Raw genomic sequence first — 13,989 nt, forward strand, 5'->3', positions numbered from 1 at the left:
AACCCTCTCCCTAAAAGGGAGAGGGGATCTGACTGATGCTCTTCTGCTTTTCTTTCGTTTTGTCTCAAGCTGCAGGCTTGCCGAAATCATGGTGTTTCTTTTCTCTCTCGAAGAGGGAACTCAGTGAATAAACATCACCGACACACACAAAATACCGATAATCAGCGTCAGCAGATTCGCCAGTGAACGCCAAGGCTTAAGCGCGGGTACGAGATAAGTTGACAGGGTTGGCATAATAAACAGAATCAGTGCGATAAGAGGCCCGCTGATGGCATAAATCATCGCCAGCGCATTCGGGTTGATATAGCACACCACGAAGGTCAGCAGCGAAATCAGGGTAATAGACAGCGCCCGACAGAAGGCCCGGCTTCGGCTCATACCCGCCGCACCCAGCGTGGACTTAACAATCGCCGTTGCCCCTTCAATCACCCCGAAATAGGTGCCCAGAAACGACTTGGACATTGCCACTATCGCAACGATAAAGCCTGAAATACCCAGCCAGGCCGGCGTGCCCGGCACCATCGACAGCGCGGACAGAATGGTCAGGCCCTGAGCCTTCGCGGCGGTAATATCCTGAGCCGGAATAGACAGGAAGCAGCTAAACACGAAGAACAGCACGCTGCAGCAAATCACAAAATAGGCGACGCGCATGATTTTCTTGCTGTTATTCATCGCGCCTTCGCCGTGGCTTTCGCGCTGCGCTACGGCAAATGTAGAGATAATCGGCGTGTGGCTGAAGGCGAAGACCATCACCGGAATCGACATCCAGATCTCACCCAATGCGTGGCGGTCGAGGACTAAGCCCTCGGTCAGCAAAGACGTCTGCCAGCTGCTGGTCAAATAGAGGGATAAAAACAGGAAGTAGGCAATCAGCGGGAAAACCAGGAACCCCATCACTTTGATGGTCACCTGCCGCCCCATCAGGAAGATCAGGTTCAGCGCCGCAACGACGCCAAGGCTAACTAGCACTCTGATTGTGGTCGTAATCGGCCCGTGTTTGGCTAACTGCTCGATGAGCGAATTGGTAATCGCGACGGCATAAATCAGGATCACCACAAAAAACGCGACGAAGTAGAGCCCGGTGATCAGGTTGCCGATCGTTTTGCCGTAGTAGTGGGTTACGGCGCTGGTGATACCGCCGCTGCCAGAGGTTTTTGCCGACAGGATAAACTGACACAGCGCCCGGTGCGGCCAGTAGGTCAGTGGGTAGGCAATCAATGCCGTGAGAAGCAGAACGATGGCGCCGGCTGAGCCGAGCTGAATAGGGAGAAAAAGGGTTCCTGCGCCAACGGCAGTACCATATAAGGCGAAACTCCACAAAGTTTCTTCTTTTGTCCAGAATTTGCGCATTATTTAATCTTTTCTTCTGACTGATTTCCAAAAACCGGCGTAATCTAGCACAAAACTGACCTGGTGAGTCATGTGGCTGTTATTGCAGAGGTTATTACCCTCACCCTGGAAGGGAGAGGGGGAAGGAAAGAAGTACTGGCTCAATTGAACGGGCAGAAAGAGAAAGATCCCCTCTCCCTTGAGGGTTAGGGTGAGGGGGAAATCGCAGAACCTACCGCTTACGCCCCCCCATAATGCTGCCCAGTACGCCGCGAATAATCTGGTTCGTTACCTGCCTGGCCGCACTCTTTGCCATCGTCTGCACCACGCCATCGCGCTTGCCGCCTCGTGGCCCGGTGCTGCCGAACAGAATATCCTTCAACCCACCGAGAATTCCGTCGTCCACCGCCACGGCCTGACCTTTAGCCGGTGGCGCGTCCTGCTGCTCTCCCGCGGCCTGCACGCCTTTTTGAAGGATCTCGTAGGCCGATTCCCGGTCAATCACTTCGTCATATTTGCCGTACAGCGGGGAGTGATTCAGCAGGCCGTTACGCTCGTCGTCCGTCACCGGCCCCATGCGTGAACAAGGGGCGATCACCATCGCGCGCTCGACCACCGTCGGGCTGCCTTTGGCGTCGAGGAAGGAGATTAGCGCCTCGCCGGTGCCCAGTTCCTGAATAGCCTTTTCGGTATCGAAAGCCGGATTCGCTCGCATGGTTTGCGCCGCTGCCTTCACCGCCTTCTGGTCTTTGGGCGTAAAGGCGCGCAGGGCGTGCTGGACGCGGTTACCCAGCTGGCCAAGCACAATGTCGGGCACATCGGCAGGGTTTTGCGTCACGAAGTACACGCCGACGCCTTTGGAGCGGATCAGCCTGATCACCTGCTCGATTTTATCCAGCAGAACCTGCGGGGCATCGTTAAACAGCAGGTGCGCTTCGTCAAAGAAGAACACCAGTTTCGGTTTATCGAGATCGCCCGCTTCCGGCAACTGCTCATAAAGCTCGGACAGCATCCACAGCAGGCTGGCGGCGTACAGCTTCGGCATCTGGTAGAGCTTTTCCGCCGACAGAATATTGATGATCCCTTTGCCGTTTGAATCGGTGCGCATCCAGTCTTTGATATCCAGCATCGGCTCGCCGAAGAAATACTCCGCGCCCTGCTGCTCCAGAGAAAGCAGCCCGCGCTGAATGGCCCCGACGGAAGCGCTGCTGATATTGCCGTACTGCGTCTGGAAGGCTTTGGCGTTATCACCGATGTACTGAGTCAGGGCGCGCAGGTCTTTAAAGTCCAGCAGCGGCAGGCCCTGGTCGTCCGAAATGCGGAAAATGATCTGCAGCACGCCGCTTTGCACATCGTTCAGGTTCAGCAGCCGTGCCAGCAGCAAAGGCCCGAGATCGCAGACGGTGGCGCGAACAGGATGCCCTTTCTCGCCGAAGATATCCCACAGCACCACCGGATTGCCGTGCGGCGACCAGTCCGTCACGCCGATATTGGCAAGCCTGGCGAGGAGCTTCTCAGACTCGGCACCTTTTTCGGCCACGCCGGTTAAATCTCCCTTCACGTCGGCCATAAACACCGGCACGCCAATCTCTGAGAAGGACTCAGCCAGCTTCTGCAGCGTCACGGTTTTGCCCGTCCCGGTTGCGCCGGTGATCAACCCGTGGCGGTTCGCCATGTTGGGCAGAATATGCAGTTCAGTCTCTTTGGTTCTGGCAATCAGCAGTGGTTCAGTCATGAGCGTTTCCCTGTGGCAACATTTGTCTAAAGCATAGCCTTCCGCACGAATTGAGCATCAGGATCTTCCCATGTTTACCCCGTCGGCCCGGCAAAGGACTATGCTTGGCAGATCTCTTACACAACCAGGGAAAGCTATGTCCAGATTCTTTTATAACGATCGCAAGCAGTTGGTTAACGATGCCATCGAAGGCGTCATTGTCAGTTCCCGCTACCGCAACCTTGTGCGGCTGGATATCGACCCGGCGATCCGCGTGGTGGCCCGCAGCGACTGGGACAAAAGCAAAGTGGCGATCATTTCCGGCGGCGGCTCCGGCCACGAACCCGCACATGTGGGCTTCGTCGGCAAAGGTATGCTTACCGCGGCGGTGTGCGGCGACCTGTTTGCCTCCCCGAGCGTGGATGTGGTGCTGAACGCCATTGTCGGCGTCACCGGGGATCGCGGCTGCCTGCTGATCGTCAAAAACTACACCGGCGACAGGCTGAACTTCGGCCTGGCCGCCGAGAAAGCAAAAAAACACGGGCTGAAGGTCGAGATGGTGATCGTCGGCGACGATATTTCGCTGCCGGATAACAAACAGCCGCGCGGCATCGCCGGCACGGCGCTGGTGCATAAAATTGCGGGCTATGCCGCAGAGCAGGGCAAATCTCTCGGCGACGTGCGGGACATCGCGCAAAAGGCCTGCGACAGCATTGCCAGCATGGGCGTGGCGATGCAAACCTGTAACCTGCCGGGCAGCGATGATGCAGAAGGGCGCATTAAAGGCGGCCACGTCGAGCTTGGGTTGGGCATTCACGGAGAGCCGGGTGCCAGCACCGTGGATACCCAAAACAGCAAAGAGGTGATTGCCACGCTGGTGAAGCACCTGCGCAAAGCGACGGGCAAAGAGAGCGACCTGGCGGTGCTGATCAACAACCTCGGCGGCGTTTCCTCGCTAGAAATGGCGCTCCTGACCAAAGAGCTGATGCATTCGGATCTCGGTTCGCAGATCAAATATCTGATCGGCCCCGCGCCGCTGGTCAGCGCCCTGGACATGAAAGGCTTCTCGCTCTCCGCCATCAAGCTTAGCCCGGACTTTATTCAGGCGCTTGAATCTGACGTGGAAACCGCAGGCTGGCAGCCGATGGTGAAATATCACCCGATGCCGGAGCAGAAGCAGGCGGTTATCCGCGAAGACCACGCGATAAAACCTTCCGCTAACGACGAGGTGAAAGCCCTGGTAGTAAGCGTGACCCAAACGCTGATCGCCCAGGAAAACCACCTCAACGCGCTGGACGCCAAAGTGGGCGACGGTGACACCGGCTCAACCTTTGCCGAAGGTGCGCGCGACATCGCCAACCTGAACGACAAAGGCAAGCTGCCGCTAAACGATACCGCCGCGCTGCTGGGGCTGGTAGGCGAGCGACTGGCAACGGTGATGGGCGGCTCCAGCGGCGTGCTGATGTCGATCTTCTTCACCGCCGCCGGGCAAAAAGTCAGTGAGAAGCAGCCGCTGGCGGAGTCCCTGCTGTTTGGCCTGGCGCAGATGAAGCGCTACGGCGGGGCGGACCTGGGCGACAGAACGTTAATCGACGCCCTGCAGCCGGCGCTGGAAGCGCTGAGGGATAAAGACCTGAAAGCCGCCGCGAAGGCAGCAGAGAAGGGCGCGGCCGACACGGCGAAGATGCAAAAAGCCAACGCCGGGCGCTCGTCCTATGTGAACAGCGACAACCTCGATGGCGTGAAAGATCCGGGGGCGGTCGCCGTGGCTGAGGTATTTGCCGGGCTGGTTAAGTGACTAAAAAGGCTCCCGAGGGAGCCTTTTTTACATCAGAAATCCGCTTTCAACACCACGCGGTAGCGGGCTTTGCCGTCGCGTACGTGCTGGATGGCTTCGTTGATTTTCGACATCGGGTACAGCTCGATCTGCGGCTGCACCTTCGCCCGGCCCGCCAGCTTCATCAGCGAACGTAGCTCGTGCGGGGAGCCGGTTGCTGACCCGGAGATGCTGCGGTCCCCGGCAATCAGGGTGAAGGCCGGCACCTCGAACGGCTTCATGACTGCGCCAACCGTGTGGAAGTTGCCACCGTACGCCAGCGCCTTGAAGTACGGCATCCAGTCCAGGTCGACGTTGACGGTATTGATGATCAGATCAAACTGGCCCGCCAGCGCGGTTAACTCGGCCGGATCGCGGCTGTTCACCACTTTATCCGCGCCCATCGCCAGCACTTCTTCTTTTTTGGACGGGTTAGAGCTGAACGCCGTCACCTCGCAGCCCATGGCGTGCAGCAGCTTGATAGCGATGTGCCCGAGGCCGCCGATGCCGATCACGCCCACGCGGCTGGTGGCGGTGATGTGGTGCATCAGCAGCGGTTTAAACACCGTGATGCCGCCGCACAGCAGCGGCCCGGCGGACTCTATATCAATGGAGTCCGGCAGCGGGATTACCCATTGCCAGTCTGCTCGAATTTTGTCGGCGAAGCCGCCGTGGTTTACGATGGTCGGGACGCTGCCTTCCTGGCAGTTTATCTGGCCGCCGCTGATACACGCATCGCAGTGGCCACAGCTTCTCGCCGTCCAGCCGATGCCGACGCGTTGGCCGACTTTGAGCCCCTTGTTTTGTGCCGCCGACCCCAGCGCATGCACGCGGCCAATCACCTCATGCCCGGCGACCAGCGGATACTGCGAGAACCCCCATTCATTGTCGATCATCGACAAATCCGAGTGGCAGATGCCGCAGTACTCGACTTTCACCTCGACATCTTCCGGCAGCAGATCGCCCGCGTCGAAATCCTGAAGCGCCAGCTCCGCACTGGCCTTTGGCGCGGCATAACTTTTGATAACAGACATCGCTCTTCCTCCATATTGGCTCTGCAACCAGTGTAGAACATTGGGGGAAGGAGCGACCTGGTGGAATGTGCCCAGAAGGGTTAAAGCTTTACCCAGCCGCCGCCCTGTTCCGCTGAAGCATAGAGCGCGGCGACGATCTGCTGCACGACATAACCCTGTTCGGCATCGGCCACCATGGCTGTCTCGCCCTGAACGTGGCGGACAAAGCTTTCCATGGCGCGGAAATGGCGGCGATCGTCGGCGGCCTCCCGGCGCTGGAGCGTTTCCAGCTTGCCGTCGCGGTCGTGATAAATATGCGCCGGGAACAGCGTGGCACCGGCGCGTTCGCCGCAGAACTCGACGTTCATTTGCGAGGTTTCTTCCACGTTGAGAATAAAAGAGGTGTCCAGGCGTAGAATTCCGCCGCCCTCGAACTCCACCACGCCGAACAGCGCGTCTTCCACCGTATAAAGCGCCGGATCCCACTCGCCAAACTGCCCGCTGTTTTTCGTGTTGCCCAGCCTGCGGAAGCTGTGGGCCATCACCCGCGTCACTTTCGGGAAGCCGAGCACGTAAAGCGCCGCATCGAGCATATGAATGCCGAGATCGATAAGCGGGCCGCCGCCCTGCGAATCCTTACTGATGAAATTCCCCCACGACGGCACGCCGCTGCGGCGCAGGGCTTTGGCCGTGGTGACATAGATATCCCCCAACGCCCCGGACTCAACCTGCTCGCGCAGCAGGGCGCTGTCCAGCGCAAAGCGATGGTGGAAATTGTAGGCCAGCATTCGATTGGCTTTTTTCGCCGCCCGCCGCATCTCGTCGGCCTGCGCGACAGTCATTGCCGGAGGCTTCTCGCACAGCACATGGCAACCCGCCTCCAGAGCCTGCATCACGTGCTCATAGTGCAGAATATTGGGCGAGCAAACGCTGACGATCTCCGGCTTCACCTCACGCAGCATCTGCCCGACATCGTCATATGCCGCCGGCATACCAAGCTTATCCGTAAATGCCCGAGTACGCGCCAGATCGCGCCCGCAGGCCGCCACCAAAGTCAAAGAAGGATTAGTCGCATAGTAAGCCGCATGCACGTTCTCGGCGATCTGCCCTGGCCCGATGATGGCGACTCGCATGGGGGGAGTGGGATTGGACATGGGGGCTCCATTGTGTGGCCATGCTGAAAGCAAATCACATCGCAAACGAGCGGGAATGTAAACCGTAGAGTTGTTCATGGATGGGGAAATGAGGAAAACGGCAGGTCGCTGAAAAATTCAGCACTTAACGCCACTTACGCACAGCGCCGCTTGCAAGGCCGCCAGCGACAGGTATAATCCACAACGTTTCCGCATACCCCTTCAGTGCCGAAGTGGCGAAATCGGTAGACGCAGTTGATTCAAAATCAACCGTAGAAATACGTGCCGGTTCGAGTCCGGCCTTCGGCACCAAGTGATGCAATAATTAGCTACCTAAGGGTGGCTTTTTTTGTGTCCATTTCCGTCCAAATTCGTCCATATCCGTCTGTAATTAAAAGATAATTTATTTTTCATTAATAGACATATTTATTTTGTGGTCTTTCCGTGTTGGTCATTTTTCATCCATTGACATCCACGCTAATTGGGGGCCAAATTGGGGGCTTAGACGTAGTTCGATAATAGTGAGGCCCCCAAATGGCACTAACAGATCGCGCTATAGTCCACGCCAAGCCTTGTGGCAAGCCGTATAAGCTCAGTGACTCGCATGGACTTTACCTGCTGGTTAACCCTAACGGTTCAAAACGCTGGTACATCAAGTACCGCTTTGTAAACAAAGAGAAAAAGCTCGCTTTAGGACCTTATCCGCTTTTGACGCTTGCACAGGCAAGACGCATGCGTGAAGAGGCCCAATTATTGCTGATTTCCGGCATCGATCCGAGTGCACACCGAAAGGCTGAACGCCTTGCTGTAACGCCGGAACATACGTTTGAGTCCGTAGCACGCGAATGGGTCTCCAGCAACGTGAACTGGTCGGCGGAACATAAGAAGCGGGTGCTGCGTTATTTCGAGCTTTACGTATTCCCCACGAACGGCAGTTGCGACATCACCAAAATGAAGGTTAAAGACCTGCTGGTACCCATCAAAGAGGTGGAGAAAGCGGGTAAACTGGATGTTGCTTCCCGGCTTCAGCAGCGCACTGCCTGCGTGATGCGCTACGCCGTCCAGAACGGCATTATCGATCATAACCCTGCATCAGATTTAACCGGCGCGGTTTCCACGCCCAAAGTACGTCACCACCCTGCATTAGATTTGAATCTTATCCCTGATTTCCTGGATAGAATCGACGATTACAAAGGCCGTCAACTGACTCAACTGGCGGTAAAGCTGGCGCTGCTGCTGTTTATCCGCTCCAGCGAACTGCGCTTTGCCCGCTGGGATGAGATTGATCTGCGTAACGCCATGTGGACAATCCCCGCCGAGCGTGAGCCGATCCCCGGCGTTAAATATTCAGCGCGTGGGGCGAAGATGCACTCCCCACACTTGGTCCCATTGTCGCGTCAGGCCATCGAACTGCTGCACGAGGTGCGGCAGCGTTGCCGACCGGGAACTGAACTGGTATTCCCCGGCGATCATAACTACCGCAAACCGATGAGCGAAAACACCATCAACAAAGCGCTGCGGGTGATGGGCTACGACACCCAGAAAGACGTCTGCGGCCACGGTTTTCGCACTATGGCCTGTAGCGCGCTGGTGGAGTCGGGCCTGTGGTCAAGCGACGCGGTAGAGCGCCAGATGAGCCATCAGGAGCGCAAGCGCGTGCGGGCGGCGTATATCCACAAGGCGCAGCATCTCGAAGAACGTCGGGAGATGATGCAGTGGTGGGCGGATTATCTGGATGCTAACCGGTTCAGGCATGTGGTGCCGTATGGTTTCAAAAAGCCATCAGGAGAGACGCTCGATCATATCAGCTTTCAGGAGCGCAATGATCGACAACTGGAAACGTTGAAATCCCAGATACTGGAAGACTCGGTATGGCTGACGGCGTCTGAGTTATCGGCGAAAGCGGGCTTTCGTTCCGCCGATCCTGATGCTGGCCCGAAAGGCTGGAAAGCCGCCGGGAAGATATTCTCGCTGAAGGTCGATGGTGAGGATTTGTACCCGGATTATGTTCTGGATGAGAAAATGAGGCCCCTCAAGGTTGTCAGGCTGATTCTCTCGCTGTTCAAAGAACGTAAGACCCCGTGGGGGCTAGCAATCTGGTTCGGCTCGGCAAATCGCAGGTTGAGAGGAGGGAAGCCGAAAGATTTGCTGATTTCGAAGTCAGAGTTGGTTCTGATGGCGGCGCAGGATGAGGTGGAGTCGGGGGAGTAGGAATGATGGTGGTATTTAGTTATTACTAGATTTGGGCTGTTTGCTGGGGGGTTGACAACAGGAACAATTGAATGAGTTCGAATTCTTTGATTTGAAAATCATTAAACGTTGCAAAAGATTTGGCCTAATTGTTTCTGTTGTTGGATTATTTTTACAGATTAATAAAAGTCGAGAATTCATTTTGTTGAAGCAAATCTTTCTTTAAGAATAAATACTTATTAAATAAGAGTGAATAAATATTTAGAATATTCGGTGTATTTATTATTAGGATGCTTGTATGGCCCTCTAAGGATCTCTGGTAATATTATGTTTGCCGAAGTTTTTTTATTCTGAGGCAGTATCAAAAAAATATTTAGATAAAAGCATTTGAAATATTTCTATTAAATTCTTGGCGATTTTTTATACATATGATATTATTTGGTTTTAGTGTCGTTACAATCACCTTTGGATATTGATTTCTGCACTATTATGAAGAGGGTATTTTAGTTCAAATTGTACAAGGCTTTTTGGCGTGGTTAATTTATGGACAATAAAATGGAAATCTTTTCGTGGGCAAATTTCGGAAATGTTCTAACTTGGTTGTCAGTATTTGCATCGATCGTTGGTGGCATATACACAATCTTGGTATATATCAGAGTGGCAGATATAGAAAATAAATATCTCGTTAAAGTTAGACTTCCTGAACTGATTTCAAAGCTTCAGGATCAAAATAAAGATTTACCAAAACTTCTTTCTGAATTTGAACAAGACAATACTAGTAATAAGAAAAAAAGCGCAGTATCCGCTTCTGTTCACTCAACAATAATAATATTGGAAGATGTTAAACGGAAGTTGGAACTTGATAAAAATCAGTTTAAATATTCAAGCCCTCCAATATCAAAATGGTTACTTTCAGTAACAGATGAAAAATTATCTAGAATGCTTAGCTCCAGACATCTCGACATTGAAGGATTATGGGGAATCCAATCAGAGTTAAGCAGTGTAATTATGCACTTAGAACAAATAAATTTAGATTTAGGATGGACGAGATCATGAGTGATAATATTATACAGTTGATCACGCAATTAAATAGATACACCTTGAATGGAAGTATATCTTGGAGGAGGGATGATGCTCCTTATAATATCATTCATGGTTCGGATTCATATATACCTCTATTTTTTAGCGTTAATTTCAATGGAACTAAGTTTGGGATCTATGAAGAGAAGTATAGATATTACACAGATGTCGATGAGTTTTACTGGACGTCTCAAATCGTTCTTTGCATCCTTGATGATAATAATCTTGAGGTATGGAAGTATAAAGAAAGATTTTCTGTCCTTAATGACCTTTTTGATAATGTTAGGTATAAGCAATCAGGGATTGAAGATATTTTAAGCAAGCTCCCAAAAAACTAAGTGTATAAAGCAGCTTTGAAAGGAGCTGCTTTTATATGAATTTCTTATTGGTTCCTAGAATATAAATCTCTATGGATTTTATTCATATATCATCTAATGCTAATATGGTTTTCAATCTAATTGACTTAGCTTTGTATGATAAAATGATTATCAATACAATAAGATATTAATCATGCCTGCTTCAGCTATCACATCGCCATTAATGTCAGGTTTTGCTAAGGTCATCATTAGTTCTGGAAAAATCTGAGCTAATACTAATTAATACACTTTACTGATTCAATTCCTGAACCAACCTGGTGTTGATATACAGCTTTTCTCGACCAACGCTCATTTCTTCCAGCACGCCTATCTCGACTAACTGTTTGAGATACGCTGATGCCGTCTGGCGTTTAGCGATACCTCGTTCAACAAGGTTATCGATCCGGCAATACGGTTGCGCATAGAGCACCTGGATGAGTTCATAGGTATATATTTTTGGTAGCTTCTCACGTACATACTCGGTCGTTTCTGCCATCAATGCCCGAACAACCGCAATCTTGTCAGTCGTCCATCGGGACGTGTTTTCTACGGCCTCCAGCATAAATAATATCCACGATTCCCAGTCTCCTTCATCTGTTACCCTACGCAAGAGCATGTAGTAATCACTACGTCTCTCCAGAATAAAGCGGGACAGGTACAGGATAGGCAGTGAAAGTAATTCATTTTGAATCAGGTAAAGAATATTCAGGATACGACCTGTTCGCCCATTCCCGTCCGGAAAAGGGTGGATGCACTCAAATTGATAGTGTGCAATAGCCATTTTCACCAATGGATCTAAATCATCATCGCCATGTATGAACTGCTCCCAGTTCGCCAATAAGTTACGGATAGTATCTTCACCCACCGGGGGCGTATACACCACGCTGTTATTCTGATCGCGCAGTACCGTGCCCGGTGTTTTTCTTATATCGGTCTGAACTGCGCGTAATTTGGTGCAGATAGCGATTGCTGTGTTTGTGCAAAGTGGATAGGTCTCAAGATGGGTATAACCATCATAAAGCGCCGTACGATAGCGCAATGCTTCTTTGGTTGCTGGATCTGCTCCGTCTGCACGATCAGCATACTGAAAGAGCTGATCGCTGGTCGTTACGATGTTCTCAATGCGTGAGGAATCTTTCGCTTCCAGCATCGGAAGAATGTTAATCAACAATCCCTGGTCGGGGATCAACTCACCCGCTGTTTTCAGCTCTGCAATTGCCGCACGCGCATTTATACACGCTTTTAGTACATTGCGAGTTTCAATTTGCTGCAGATCAGGCGGCAGTTTTGGCAGATCGTTGTAAGGGGCTTCGGGATTCAAGTTCATATATTTATAAAAACCGATTTCATCGACATATAGACATCATATGTCGATGCTATAAGCATGTCACGGCATCATGTTTAAAAAATCGTGTTTTATCGACATATCGCCGCAGCGTGTCGATGGCATAAACATGTTTTGGCTATATGTTTAAAAAAATGCTTTTTATCGACATACCCTCAGACGCTTGGCGCAGACTATCTGGATTTGCCTGGGAAGAGACTTCACTACCTGAGATGTATCGACCTTTAAATGAGGTTACTCGGCGACCTTGCAACTGCAAAAAATGCCCCTATTTCATGGCAAATTAACCGTTAAATTCTAGCCATGGAGGAAACTACCGATGTTACCCCGGACACACCGCCAGCTCGTAAGCGTTGAAGTGATGTGGCCTGCTCAGACGCTACCGCTTCCCCTGCAACAGGTAGTCGAAGCATTGAATCAGGGCGAAACGCCCGATCAGATTATTATCCGCATGAACCAACAGGGGCTGCTGGCGTGGCGCGAATACGCATTCGAGCAGGATACACACGATGTCTTTCAGGTGCGGCTGGACAATCAGCATGAAGCGCGGTTTCTCTGCCGCTACGTTACGCTACCGCTGCACTGATGTCCGTATCCCGGTAACGCGAAATTGAAGAGTGCTGTTTATCCCCGGATAAATTAATATGCTATAAAATAAAGAGTTAGCATATGTCGTTTCAGGGATGAGTTGTAAATGAAGAAGAAACTGCCAGACCAGCTTACCAGGGAATGCATTATTGCGGCTATGCGCGCCTATGATGAAGGTGTACGCCACCAGTTCAGCGAGTCCCGGCTGTATGATGTGATCTTTGAAGGGCGCAGTTATCCACCGAAAGCTATAGTCGGTATTGCTGCTTCAAATATGACAGGCGTTGAGTTTTCCCCTGAAGATTTTAGTGGTGGTATCAAGTCGAAATGCGTCAAGTTGCTTACCGATCAATGGTTTCAGATCGTTGAGAAAAATTTGGGTAACGAGCAGCCTGCCATCAGTATTTTTCCTGATGAACTGCCGCCGCAGAGCGTATTTAATGAAGGTGCAGCTACACAGGTAACGGTTAACCGCTATGAACGCGACCGCAAGGCCCGCCAGGCCGCATTAGCCTGCCATGGTTGTCTGTGCAGAGTATGTGGTATTGATATGATGAAGGTGTATGGTGAGATAGCAAAAGGTTTTATCCATATACATCACCTGATTCCGCTATCAGACATCAAAGAGAATTACTCTCTGGATCCCAAAAAAGATCTTATTCCCGTCTGCCCTAATTGCCACGCCATGTTGCATCGGCGTAATCCGCCTTTTTCGCCTGAAGAATTGAAATCAATTATTGAATATCATGCGGCTCTTTAGGTATTAAAGCCCATTCGCTGTAGCTCGGTGGAAGAGAGTATTTTGATATAAATTGCTATTCGCGCAGCAACTTCAGCCACGGATTATTCACCGGCACTTTCTCCCCCAACACCTGCTTCGGATCTTCCATCAGAAAACCTTTCAACTGACTACTTTTCTTTTGTGGAACCTGAACCTCGCAGATCCAGATGAAACTGTCATCATTACAGCGCAGGGCAAGCCCTGACTCCTGAAACATTCGCTGTGCCAGTTTCCAGCCGTCGCCGGTATCGCCTGTAGTTTCTGCTGCGTATGTCTTAAAGATCCCCGGCGAAATCAAGAAAAGATGGTTTTCCACCACATGTACCTTGCCGTTCCGGGTATTCACCGTGCCTGAAGGGTTGGTGTGGTTCTTCAGCCACTGCAGGAAATTGTTATTGTCACCAAGCCTCGGGTCGTCTGCTATCTCCGGCAGCGGTTGAGTGGGAGCGCTAAGTTCAGGGACGGGTTCAGCTTCGCTTACCGGCGTCACATCACCGGCAAAACAGGCGGGACGTTGTTCGCCAGGTTCTCATATTGCAGACGGCGTCAGGCGCAGCAGCGTCAGCGGTTCAACGGGCGACCAGCCCTTATCCGATCGGATAATGCAGCGCCAGATCGCTTTATCCTCATTGGCAACGATAAGC

Annotated in this window: 11 protein-coding genes, 1 tRNA gene and 1 pseudogene; 7 read left to right on the forward strand and 6 right to left on the reverse strand. The window is 52.0% G+C overall.

Going from position 1 to position 13,989, the window contains the following annotated elements:
* Positions 1–120: 120 nt before the first annotated feature.
* Positions 121–1,350: an amino acid permease gene (locus tag AAIE02_RS22600; protein ID WP_498533281.1), complete on the reverse strand. Its 1,230-nt coding sequence runs from the start codon at positions 1,348–1,350 to the stop codon at positions 121–123.
* A gap of 211 nt (positions 1,351–1,561) precedes the next feature.
* Positions 1,562–3,064, reverse strand: coding sequence for a helicase HerA-like C-terminal domain-containing protein (locus AAIE02_RS22605; RefSeq protein WP_498533282.1), 1,503 nt, complete (start codon positions 3,062–3,064; stop codon positions 1,562–1,564).
* Between the two features lie 136 nt (positions 3,065–3,200).
* Between AAIE02_RS22605 and AAIE02_RS22610 the strand changes: the two genes are divergently transcribed.
* Positions 3,201–4,841: a dihydroxyacetone kinase subunit DhaK gene (locus tag AAIE02_RS22610; RefSeq protein WP_498533283.1), complete on the forward strand. Its 1,641-nt coding sequence runs from the start codon at positions 3,201–3,203 to the stop codon at positions 4,839–4,841.
* A gap of 32 nt (positions 4,842–4,873) precedes the next feature.
* Here the strand turns inward: AAIE02_RS22610 and ahr are convergent, their stop codons facing one another.
* Both ahr and AAIE02_RS22620 read right to left on the reverse strand, forming a co-directional pair.
* The gene (gene ahr / locus AAIE02_RS22615) at positions 4,874–5,893 is read right to left on the reverse strand and encodes an NADPH-dependent aldehyde reductase Ahr (protein ID WP_498533284.1); all 1,020 of its coding nucleotides are present in this window, start codon (positions 5,891–5,893) and stop codon (positions 4,874–4,876) included.
* A gap of 80 nt (positions 5,894–5,973) precedes the next feature.
* A complete protein-coding gene (locus AAIE02_RS22620; RefSeq protein WP_498533285.1) occupies positions 5,974–7,026 on the reverse strand; it encodes a Gfo/Idh/MocA family protein in 1,053 nt (350 codons plus the stop codon).
* 206 nt (positions 7,027–7,232) lie between these two features.
* Here AAIE02_RS22620 and AAIE02_RS22625 point away from each other — a divergent pair.
* From AAIE02_RS22625 to AAIE02_RS22640, 4 genes and pseudogenes are all read left to right on the forward strand, one after another.
* Positions 7,233–7,317 (forward strand) — tRNA-Leu (locus tag AAIE02_RS22625).
* A gap of 222 nt (positions 7,318–7,539) precedes the next feature.
* Positions 7,540–8,784, forward strand: a pseudogene (locus AAIE02_RS22630) (tyrosine-type recombinase/integrase); the annotation flags it as partial.
* A gap of 954 nt (positions 8,785–9,738) precedes the next feature.
* Complete coding sequence (locus AAIE02_RS22635; RefSeq protein WP_040230314.1) at positions 9,739–10,251, forward strand: hypothetical protein; 513 nt, start codon at positions 9,739–9,741, stop codon at positions 10,249–10,251.
* Positions 10,248–10,613 carry a hypothetical protein gene (locus AAIE02_RS22640; RefSeq protein ID WP_057058084.1) on the forward strand — a complete coding sequence of 122 codons (366 nt, stop codon included), beginning with the start codon at positions 10,248–10,250 and terminating at the stop codon, positions 10,611–10,613. The genes AAIE02_RS22635 and AAIE02_RS22640 overlap by 4 nt, the downstream gene beginning before the upstream one ends.
* Before the next feature lie 268 nt (positions 10,614–10,881).
* Here the strand turns inward: AAIE02_RS22640 and fic are convergent, their stop codons facing one another.
* A complete protein-coding gene (gene fic, locus AAIE02_RS22645) occupies positions 10,882–11,958 on the reverse strand; it encodes a protein adenylyltransferase Fic (protein ID WP_159403017.1) in 1,077 nt (358 codons plus the stop codon).
* Positions 11,959–12,295: 337 nt separating this feature from the next.
* Here fic and AAIE02_RS22650 point away from each other — a divergent pair, with 337 nt between their 5' ends.
* Both AAIE02_RS22650 and AAIE02_RS22655 read left to right on the forward strand, forming a co-directional pair.
* On the forward strand, positions 12,296–12,562 hold the full coding sequence (locus tag AAIE02_RS22650) for a hypothetical protein (RefSeq protein WP_032734444.1): 267 nt from the start codon (positions 12,296–12,298) through the stop codon (positions 12,560–12,562).
* A gap of 108 nt (positions 12,563–12,670) precedes the next feature.
* The gene (locus AAIE02_RS22655) at positions 12,671–13,324 is read left to right on the forward strand and encodes an HNH endonuclease (RefSeq protein ID WP_498533286.1); all 654 of its coding nucleotides are present in this window, start codon (positions 12,671–12,673) and stop codon (positions 13,322–13,324) included.
* A 55-nt stretch (positions 13,325–13,379) separates the two neighbouring features.
* Here AAIE02_RS22655 and AAIE02_RS22660 read toward each other — a convergent pair whose 3' ends face one another.
* Positions 13,380–13,835, reverse strand: coding sequence for a conjugal transfer nickase/helicase domain-containing protein (locus AAIE02_RS22660; RefSeq protein WP_498533287.1), 456 nt, complete (start codon positions 13,833–13,835; stop codon positions 13,380–13,382).
* Between the last annotated feature and the right edge of the window lie 154 nt (positions 13,836–13,989).

It is taken from the genome of Cedecea sp. Ae19-4, assembly GCF_059801165.1.

Bases quoted from the DNA above. Each gene is read 5' to 3' on its own strand.
- AAIE02_RS22600 (WP_498533281.1), bottom strand. From the start codon at position 1,350: ATGCGCAAATTCTGGACAAAAGAAGAAACTTTGTGGAGTTTCGCCTTA.
- AAIE02_RS22605 (WP_498533282.1), bottom strand. From the start codon at position 3,064: ATGACTGAACCACTGCTGATTGCCAGAACCAAAGAGACTGAACTGCAT.
- AAIE02_RS22610 (WP_498533283.1), top strand. From the start codon at position 3,201: ATGTCCAGATTCTTTTATAACGATCGCAAGCAGTTGGTTAACGATGCC.
- ahr (WP_498533284.1), bottom strand. From the start codon at position 5,893: ATGTCTGTTATCAAAAGTTATGCCGCGCCAAAGGCCAGTGCGGAGCTG.
- AAIE02_RS22620 (WP_498533285.1), bottom strand. From the start codon at position 7,026: ATGTCCAATCCCACTCCCCCCATGCGAGTCGCCATCATCGGGCCAGGG.
- AAIE02_RS22635 (WP_040230314.1), top strand. From the start codon at position 9,739: ATGGACAATAAAATGGAAATCTTTTCGTGGGCAAATTTCGGAAATGTT.
- AAIE02_RS22640 (WP_057058084.1), top strand. From the start codon at position 10,248: ATGAGTGATAATATTATACAGTTGATCACGCAATTAAATAGATACACC.
- fic (WP_159403017.1), bottom strand. From the start codon at position 11,958: ATGAACTTGAATCCCGAAGCCCCTTACAACGATCTGCCAAAACTGCCG.
- AAIE02_RS22650 (WP_032734444.1), top strand. From the start codon at position 12,296: ATGTTACCCCGGACACACCGCCAGCTCGTAAGCGTTGAAGTGATGTGG.
- AAIE02_RS22655 (WP_498533286.1), top strand. From the start codon at position 12,671: ATGAAGAAGAAACTGCCAGACCAGCTTACCAGGGAATGCATTATTGCG.